Origin of the sequence: Mycobacterium sp. 1245852.3 (genome assembly GCF_001669335.1) — a bacterium.
GTDB classification, from domain to species: domain Bacteria; phylum Actinomycetota; class Actinomycetes; order Mycobacteriales; family Mycobacteriaceae; genus Mycobacterium; species Mycobacterium europaeum_A.
In genome coordinates this window covers 1-8,006 of sequence record NZ_LZLL01000367.1, presented here as the reverse complement: position 1 = coordinate 8,006, position 8,006 = coordinate 1, and the positions used below count along the sequence as shown (strand labels likewise).

Sequence of the window (8,006 nt, the reverse complement as noted above, 5' to 3'; positions counted from 1 at the left end):
GTGCCCTCCGGCAGCGTCACCACACCGGTCACGTCGGTGGTGCGGAAGTAGAACTGCGGACGGTAGTTGTTGAAGAACGGCGTGTGCCGGCCGCCCTCGTCCTTGGACAGGATGTAGACCTGACCCTCGAACTCGGTGTGCGGGGTGGTGGTGCCGGGCTTGGTCACGACCTGACCGCGCTCGACGTCCTCACGCTTGATACCACGCAGCAACAGCCCGACGTTGTCGCCGGCCTGCCCCTGGTCGAGCAGCTTGCGGAACATCTCCACGCCGGTGACGGTGGTCTTGGTGCTGGTCGGCTTGATGCCGACGATCTCGACCTCTTCGTTGACGTTGATGATGCCGCGCTCGACACGACCGGTGACCACGGTGCCACGACCGGTGATGGTGAAGACGTCCTCGACGGGCATCAGGAACGGCTTCTCCGTCTCGCGGACCGGGTCCGGGATGGACTCGTCGACGGCCTCCATCAGCTGCTCGACCGACTCGACCCACTTGGCGTCGCCCTCGAGCGCCTTGAGCGCCGAGACCCGCACGACCGGGGCGTCCTCGTCGAACTCCTGGGCGGCCAGCAGTTCGCGGACCTCCATCTCGACGAGCTCGAGCAGCTCCTCGTCGTCGACCATGTCGGCCTTGTTCAGCGCGACCAGGATGTAGGGCACGCCGACCTGACGCGCGAGCAGCACGTGCTCACGGGTCTGCGGCATCGGGCCGTCGGTGGCGGCGACCACCAGGATCGCGCCGTCCATCTGGGCCGCACCGGTGATCATGTTCTTGATGTAGTCGGCGTGACCCGGGGCGTCGACGTGGGCGTAGTGACGCTTCTCGGTCTGGTACTCCACGTGGGAGATGTTGATCGTGATACCGCGCTGACGCTCTTCGGGCGCGTTGTCGATCTGGTCGAATGCGCGCGACTCGTTCAGGTTGGGGTACTTGTCATGCAGAACCTTGGTGATAGCCGCGGTCAGCGTGGTCTTGCCGTGGTCAACGTGACCAATGGTCCCGATGTTGACGTGCGGCTTCGTCCGCTCGAACTTCGCCTTCGCCACTTCTGTGTCCTCCTGGACTAGTTGGTGCTTGTTAAAGCAGTGTTGGTGTTTTCAGTTGTGCCGCGCCCAAGGCATTCATGACCCGGCAAGATTACTCCGAGCGAAGGTTTACTGGCCGGTCGCCTTCGCGATGATCTCCTTCGACACGTTCGCCGGCACTTCGGCGTAGGAGTCGAAGACCATGGAGTAGTTCGCCCGGCCTTGGGTCTTGGACCGCAGGTCGCCGACGTAGCCGAACATCTCCGACAGCGGCACATGCGCCTTGACCACGCGCGCACCGCTCCGCTCCTCCATGGCCTGGATCTGGCCACGGCGGGAGTTCAAGTCGCCGATCACGTCGCCCATGTAATCCTCGGGCGTGGTGACCTCGACGGCCATGATCGGTTCCAGGATGACCGGCTGCGCTTGCGCCGCAGCCTTTTTCAGCACCTGGGAACCGGCGATCTTGAAGGCCATCTCCGAGGAGTCGACCTCGTGGAACGCCCCGTCGAGCAGGGTGACCTTGAGGTTCACCAGCGGGTAGCCGGCCAGCACGCCGTACTGCATGGCGTCCTGCGCACCGGCGTCCACCGACGGGATGTACTCCCTGGGGATGCGCCCACCGGTGACCTTGTTCTCGAACTCGTAGGTCGCACCGTCCTCGCCGGTGAACGGCTCGAGGTTGATGATCACCTTCGCGAACTGACCCGAGCCACCCGTCTGCTTCTTGTGGGTGAACTCGACGTTCTGCGCGGCCCGCTTGATGGTCTCCTTGTAGGCCACCTGCGGCTTGCCGACGTTGGCCTCGACCTTGAACTCGCGCCGCATCCGGTCCACCAGGATGTCCAGGTGCAGCTCGCCCATGCCGCCGATGACGGTCTGGCCGGTCTCCTGGTCCAGGTGCACCTTGAAGGTCGGGTCTTCCTCGGCGAGCTTCTGGATCGACAGCGACAGCTTCTCCTGGTCGCTCTTCGTCTTGGGCTCGATGGCCACCTCGATGACCGGGTCGGGGAAGGTCATCGACTCCAGCACGATCTGCTGGTTCGGGTCGCTCAGCGTGTCACCGGTCGTGGTGTCCTTGAGCCCGATCACCGCGTAGATGTGACCGGCCGAGGCGGTCTCCACCGGGTTCTCCTTGTTGGAGTGCATCTGGAACAGCTTGCCCAGCCGCTCCTTCTTGCCCTTGGTGGAGTTGATGACCTGGCTGCCCGAGTCGACCTTGCCCGAGTACACCCGGACGTAGGTCAGCTTGCCGAAGAACGGGTGCGTGGCCACCTTGAACGCGAGCGCCGAGAACGGCTCGTCCGTCGACGGCTTGCGGGTGATCAGCTCCTCTTCCTTGCCGGGGACGTGGCCCTCGGCGGGCGGCACGTCCAGCGGCGACGGCAGGTAGTCGATGACGGCGTCCAGCATGGGCTGAACGCCCTTGTTCTTGAACGCGCTGCCGCACAGCACCGGATAGGCCTCCGAGCTGATCGTCAGCTTGCGGATCGCGCCCTTGATCTCCTCGATCGTGAGCTCTTCACCGCCGAGGTACTTGTCCAGCAGCGCCTCGTCCGTCTCGGCGACGGCCTCGAGCAGCTTGGTGCGGTACTCCTCGGCCTTCTCGGCCAGGTCGGCGGGGATGTCGACGACGTCGTACTTCTCACCGAGCTTGGCCTCGGCGCTCCACACCTTGGCCTTCATCTCGACCAGGTCGACGACGCCCTCGAAGTCGCCCTCGGAGCCGACGGGGATCTGGATCGGGATGACGTTGGCGCCCAGCCGCTCCTCCATGGTGCGCACGGAGAAGTAGAAGTCTGCCCCGATCTTGTCCATCTTGTTGACGAAGCAGATGCGCGGGACGTCGTACTTGTCGGCCTGCCGCCACACCTGCTCGGACTGCGGCTCGACGCCCTCCTTGCCGTCGAAGACGGCCACGGCACCGTCGAGCACGCGCAGGCTGCGCTCCACCTCGACGGTGAAGTCGACGTGCCCGGGGGTGTCGATGATGTTGATCTGGTTGTCGTTCCAGAAGCAGGTGGTGGCCGCGGAGGTGATGGTGATGCCCCGCTCCTGCTCCTGCTCCATCCAGTCCATGGTGGCGGCGCCGTCGTGCACCTCACCGATCTTGTAGCTGATACCGGTGTAGTAGAGGATGCGCTCGGTCGTCGTCGTCTTGCCGGCGTCGATGTGCGCCATGATGCCGATGTTGCGGACCTTCGTGAGGTCGGTCAGCACGTCCTTCTGTGCCACAGAAGTCTTCCCACTCTTTCGATTGCTTGGTTAGTTCGCTGTCGGTTTGCGCCCGGCCGCTCTGCCGTTGGACGCCGCCGCCTACCAGCGATAGTGCGCGAAGGCGCGGTTGGCCTCGGCCATCTTGTGGGTGTCCTCGCGCCGCTTGACGGCGGCGCCCAGGCCGTTGCTGGCATCCAGGATCTCGTTGGCCAGCCGCTCGACCATGGTCTTCTCGCGGCGTTGCTTGGAGAAGCTCACCAGCCAGCGCAGTGCCAGCGTCACCGAGCGGTCCGGACGCACCTCGACCGGGACCTGGTAGGTAGCGCCACCGACGCGTCGGCTGCGCACCTCGAGGGAGGGCTTGACGTTGTCCATCGCCCGCTTGAGCGTGATCACCGGGTCGGTGCCAGTCTTGTCGCGGGCCTGTTCGAGCGCACCATAAACAATGCGCTCGGCCAGCGATTTCTTCCCGTCCAGCAGAACTTTGTTCACCAGCTGCGTCACCAGCTGCGACCCGTACACCGGGTCATTGACCAACGGACGCTTCGGCGCGGGCCCCTTGCGCGGCATCAGCTCTTCTCCTTCTTGGCGCCGTAACGGCTACGAGCCTGCTTGCGGTTCTTGACACCCTGGGTGTCCAGCGAGCCGCGGATGATCTTGTACCGGACACCGGGCAGGTCCTTCACACGACCACCACGCACCAGCACCATCGAGTGCTCCTGCAGGTTGTGGCCTTCGCCGGGGATGTAGGCGGTGACCTCAACCTGGCTCGTCAGCTTCACGCGGGCGACCTTCCGAAGCGCCGAGTTCGGCTTCTTCGGGGTGGTGGTGTACACGCGGGTGCATACGCCACGGCGCTGCGGGCTGCCCTTCAGGGCCGCGGTCTTGACCTTGGCGACCTTGTCGCGGCGACCCTTGCGGACCAGCTGCTGAATGGTTGGCATCTACCGGCTTTCTGTGTTCGTGTTCGGCATACTTCTAGCGTTTTCAAGTCTGTGTACTGCAGTTATGGCCGTCCGCGTCACCCCGCGTCCGGGTGTGTCGCATGCGCTGCGCACCGGAGGAGGTCCGATGCTTCGTGGACAGGCGAATTCGCCCGGCATCCACTTCCTTACGGTTAGGCGCCGTAAGCCGCCAGGCACGAGGGACCACAATACCCGCCGCCGGTCTCGCAGGTCAAAGCGACGGCGGGCGCATCCGGCTAGTAGCGGGCGCCATCGGCGGCGGTGCGCCGTTCCAGACCGGCCGCCAGCCGCAGCACCATGTCGGAGAACAACGCGTCGGTGTCGATGTCGTCCATCACACCGGTCATCTCCAGCAGAACGAACCCGTGCAGGGCGGACCAGAACTCCAGCGCCGCATGGAAGGCCGCCTCGCCGTCCAGACCATAGGACGAGAGCACGGCGATCACCGGGGCGGCGGCCCCGCGGGTCGCGGCGGTGTACTCGGGATCGTCCCCGCCCAGCGGCATCCGGGTGAAGGCCGAGTAGCGGCCCGGATGGTGGTGGGCGTAGCTGCGGTAGGCGCCCGCCATCACCAACACCGCGTCGTCGCGGGCGCGGCCCTCGCCGACGCGGTTGAGCATCGTGATGATGTCGTCGATCACGCGGATCCGCACCGCGCGGCGCAGGTCCTCCAGGCTGTCGACGTGGTTGTACAGCGACGGCCCCTTGGTGCCGAGCTGCATCGCCAGCGCATTGATGGTCAGGGCGTCCCAGCCCTCGCGGTCCAGGAACGTCAGGGCGCCGTCGATGATCCCGTCGCGGCTGAGCTTGGCCGGACGGGAGGCGGGCCGGCCCGCGCGTTGGCGCCCGGCCGCCGGGGGCGGATCCGGTGGAGCTGCCATAGCGGTCGCCCTTCGCTTGCATGTTCGGGATGCGGTTAACTAATGACTCTAGTTGACGCCCGTTCGGACATTCATCTCCCCGGAGGCGATGCGGGGGCCCGGCGAGGGAAAAATAAACTCTGCCACCGGGCAGGCAAATGCACGTAATGTCATGCTTGCCCGTTTCGAGCAGCGTCGGAAAAAGGGGACCCGCAGTGAAGTGGACGACTGTCGCCGGGTCACTGGCCGCCTGTGTCATCGCCGTCGTCGCCGGCGCCGCCGCCCCGCCGGGCGTCGCGCAGGCCAAGAACGGCGACACCCACGTGATCGGGCAAGACATCGAGCAGACGGTCGACTGCAACGACGCCACGCTGATGGTCAACGGCACCGGCATCACGGTCACCGCGCTGGGCAACTGCTACGCCGTGACGGTGATGGGTTCGTCGAACACCGTCATCGCCGACTCGGTTTCGCATGACATCACCGTGTACGGCTACAACCAGACGGTGTTCTATAAGAACGGTCAGCCCGCCCTGTGGGACCGCGGCCGCGAACTGGGCATGACCAACCGGCTGCAGCAGGTGCCGGGCTGAGCGGCGCCCACCACATCATCATCGCCAATCGAGGGGAATCGAGGACACATGCCCGCCTACATGCGTGACCGTTCGCAGCGCTTGGCCGTGCTCGCCGTGACGCCGGCCGCCGCGGCCATGGTGCTGTCCGGCTGCAGTTCGACGGCCAACCCGCCGGCGGGCCCGTCGACGACCACCACGAAGAGCAGCGCGACGACGAGTGCCAGCGCCGCGCCGACGACGGGAACCAGCGGGGCCAGCACCACCGCGTCCATCGAGATCGGCAACACCATCAACTACGGATCGATGGGCACCACCACCACGCTGGACTGCGCCAGCGGCAAGTCGCTCAACGTCGGCGGCTCGGACAACACCCTGACCGTCACGGGCACCTGCGAGACGGCCACCGTCACCGGCACCAACAACAAGATCACGTTCGACAAGGTCAACACCCGCATCACCGTGCTGGGCATGAACAACACCATCACCTACAAAGACGGTGACCCCAAGGTCGACAAGATCGGCCAGAGCAACACGATCAACAAGGGCAGCTGAGGCGTCAGCCGGCCGGTGCCCCGTGCCGGCCGGCGCCCGCCGCGAAGCGCCCGGCCCCTTCGTTCGCCTCCGCGGCCACCCGGGAGATGCTGGCGAATTCGAAGTCAAGCGCATCGGATTCCGTTGTCCCCCACTGATGTAGCGCCGAGAGCCGGTCGGAGCGCAGGCACTGCTGCGGCAGCGCCGCCAGTTGAGCCGCCAATTCCTCGGCCGCCTGGCGCGATTGACCTTTGGGGACAACGCGATTCGCCAACCCGATGGCCTGGGCTTCGGCGGCGGCCACCGCGCGGCCGGTGAGGATCATGTCCATCGCCCGGCTGTGGCCGATCAGGCGCGGCAGCCGCACGGTGCCGCCGTCGATCAGCGGCACCCCCCAGCGCCGGCAGAACACGCCGAACACGGCGTCCTCCTCGACCACCCGCAGGTCACACCAGATGGCCAGTTCCAGACCCCCGGCGACGGCGTAGCCACTCACCGCGGCGATGACGGGTTTGGACAGCACCATCCGCGTCGGGCCCATGGGGCCGGGGCCGGTGCGGTGCACGGCGTTGGCATCGGGCGTGCCGAAGGCCTTCAAATCGGCCCCCGCACAGAAGGTTCCACCCTCGCCCCACAGCACGGCCACCGATGCGGTGTCGTCGCGGTCGAACTCCTCGAAGGCCGCATACAGCGCGGCGGCCGTCGGGCCGTTGACCGCGTTGCGCGCGCCCGGGCGGTTGATGATCACCGTGGTCACCGGGCCGTTGCGCTCGACCCGCACCGGATCTGTCATGTCGCCTCCGCAAATAGTGGTTCGCGCCGCTCGAGCAGCTCCGCGGCGAAGTCGTGGTAGGCCGCCCGCAGCCGGGCGCCCGGCCAGTCGGCCGACAGTAGCTCGTCGGGCAGCACCGGATCGGTGAGCAGGTGGCGCACCGTCGCGGCGGCGACCACAAAGCGGCCGGGAATGTCTGGCGCCGCGGCCATTTCGTCGAGCAACCGGTGCCCGGTCTGCGCCCAGGCGGGCAGGTCCCACAGCTGCCCGGCCAGCTCGGCGGGGTCGTCGTCGCGCGCCCGCAGCACCCGCGTCTGGGCCGCGACCTCAGGGCCGAGCCCCGCGTCGATGTTGTCGGGGCGCATCCACACCCCCTCGCGAAGCTCTCCGAAACGCTTGTCGTGCAAGGTGGTTCGCAGAGCCGCGCGGGTCCGGGCGTCCTTGCCCACGGTGGTGACGATGAGTGTGATCCACTCCCCGGTCCAGGGTTGCACCCGCGGGTCGATGGCATCGTCCTGGCGCCGCTGGCGGGCCAACAATCGATCCGAGAGCCGATAGCCGTCGGCGGAGCGGATCAGGTCGCCTGCGCCGACCATCCGGGTCAGCGCCACCCGCAGCGTCGACTCCTTGATGCCGAAATCGGAAGTGAGCCTGACTAATTCGTTGGCCCGAGCGTGGGCGGGGTGCGCGCCGAGCAGCACGCTGAGCACCACCGACCGCGCTGTCATGTCCGGCATGGTTACACCCCGGACGCGCGTCGGCCGTGGTCGCCGAAGGGTTCGTCGCGGTGCCGCACCGCCTCGCGGAACCCGTGCTCGACCGCATCGGCGACGAAGGCGTGGCCCTCGGGCGTGTGCCTGGCGACGCCGTCGAACACTGTGCTGACCATCCTGCTGGTCGCCACGCCCTGTTGCAGCAGCGCGGAATTCAGCGCGAGCTTGACCATGATCAGCTGGTTGACCGGCACCGCGGCAATCCGCTCGACCAACCGCTCGGTGCGCTCGTCGAGGTCGGCCGGTTCCGGCGCCTCCACCGCCCAGCCCCACTCGGCGGCCTGC

9 protein-coding genes and 1 pseudogene are annotated in these 8,006 nt (G+C 66.8%); 2 read left to right on the top strand and 8 right to left on the bottom strand.

Translation table 11 applies throughout. The annotated features are described in order from the left end of the window. From tuf to A9W96_RS16270, 5 genes are all read right to left on the bottom strand, one after another. Positions 1-1,049: elongation factor Tu (gene tuf, locus A9W96_RS16290; RefSeq protein WP_067141232.1), on the bottom strand; the 1,049-nt coding region annotated here is incomplete at its 3' end. Positions 1,050-1,157: 108 nt separating this feature from the next. After that, complete coding sequence (gene fusA / locus A9W96_RS16285; protein ID WP_066869313.1) at positions 1,158-3,263, bottom strand: elongation factor G; 2,106 nt, start codon at positions 3,261-3,263, stop codon at positions 1,158-1,160. Positions 3,264-3,344: 81 nt separating this feature from the next. Continuing rightward, positions 3,345-3,815 carry a 30S ribosomal protein S7 gene (gene rpsG, locus A9W96_RS16280; RefSeq protein ID WP_066869309.1) on the bottom strand — a complete coding sequence of 157 codons (471 nt, stop codon included), beginning with the start codon at positions 3,813-3,815 and terminating at the stop codon, positions 3,345-3,347. After that, the gene (gene rpsL, locus A9W96_RS16275) at positions 3,815-4,189 is read right to left on the bottom strand and encodes a 30S ribosomal protein S12 (RefSeq protein ID WP_007767794.1); all 375 of its coding nucleotides are present in this window, start codon (positions 4,187-4,189) and stop codon (positions 3,815-3,817) included. The genes rpsG and rpsL overlap by 1 nt, the downstream gene beginning before the upstream one ends. A 257-nt stretch (positions 4,190-4,446) precedes the next feature. Further along, positions 4,447-5,091 carry a TetR/AcrR family transcriptional regulator gene (locus A9W96_RS16270; protein WP_066878529.1) on the bottom strand — a complete coding sequence of 215 codons (645 nt, stop codon included), beginning with the start codon at positions 5,089-5,091 and terminating at the stop codon, positions 4,447-4,449. Positions 5,092-5,285: 194 nt separating this feature from the next. On the opposite strand from A9W96_RS16270, the gene A9W96_RS16265 reads away from it, so the two are divergent. Both A9W96_RS16265 and A9W96_RS16260 read left to right on the top strand, forming a co-directional pair. Next, positions 5,286-5,663, top strand: coding sequence for a DUF3060 domain-containing protein (locus A9W96_RS16265; RefSeq protein WP_066869294.1), 378 nt, complete (start codon positions 5,286-5,288; stop codon positions 5,661-5,663). Positions 5,664-5,711: 48 nt separating this feature from the next. Continuing rightward, positions 5,712-6,197, top strand: a complete 486-nt coding sequence (locus A9W96_RS16260) for a DUF3060 domain-containing protein (RefSeq protein WP_066869291.1) — start codon at positions 5,712-5,714, stop codon at positions 6,195-6,197. Positions 6,198-6,201: 4 nt separating this feature from the next. Here the strand turns inward: A9W96_RS16260 and A9W96_RS16255 are convergent, their stop codons facing one another. The 3 genes and pseudogenes from A9W96_RS16255 to A9W96_RS16245 form a co-directional block, all read right to left on the bottom strand. Then, entirely contained in the window at positions 6,202-6,969 is a 768-nt protein-coding gene (locus A9W96_RS16255) for a crotonase/enoyl-CoA hydratase family protein (RefSeq protein ID WP_066869288.1), read from the bottom strand. Beyond that, positions 6,966-7,685: a PaaX family transcriptional regulator C-terminal domain-containing protein gene (locus A9W96_RS16250; RefSeq protein ID WP_067141229.1), complete on the bottom strand. Its 720-nt coding sequence runs from the start codon at positions 7,683-7,685 to the stop codon at positions 6,966-6,968. The genes A9W96_RS16255 and A9W96_RS16250 overlap by 4 nt, the downstream gene beginning before the upstream one ends. A 2-nt stretch (positions 7,686-7,687) precedes the next feature. Next, positions 7,688-8,006: pseudogene (locus A9W96_RS16245) on the bottom strand (enoyl-CoA hydratase); the annotation flags it as partial.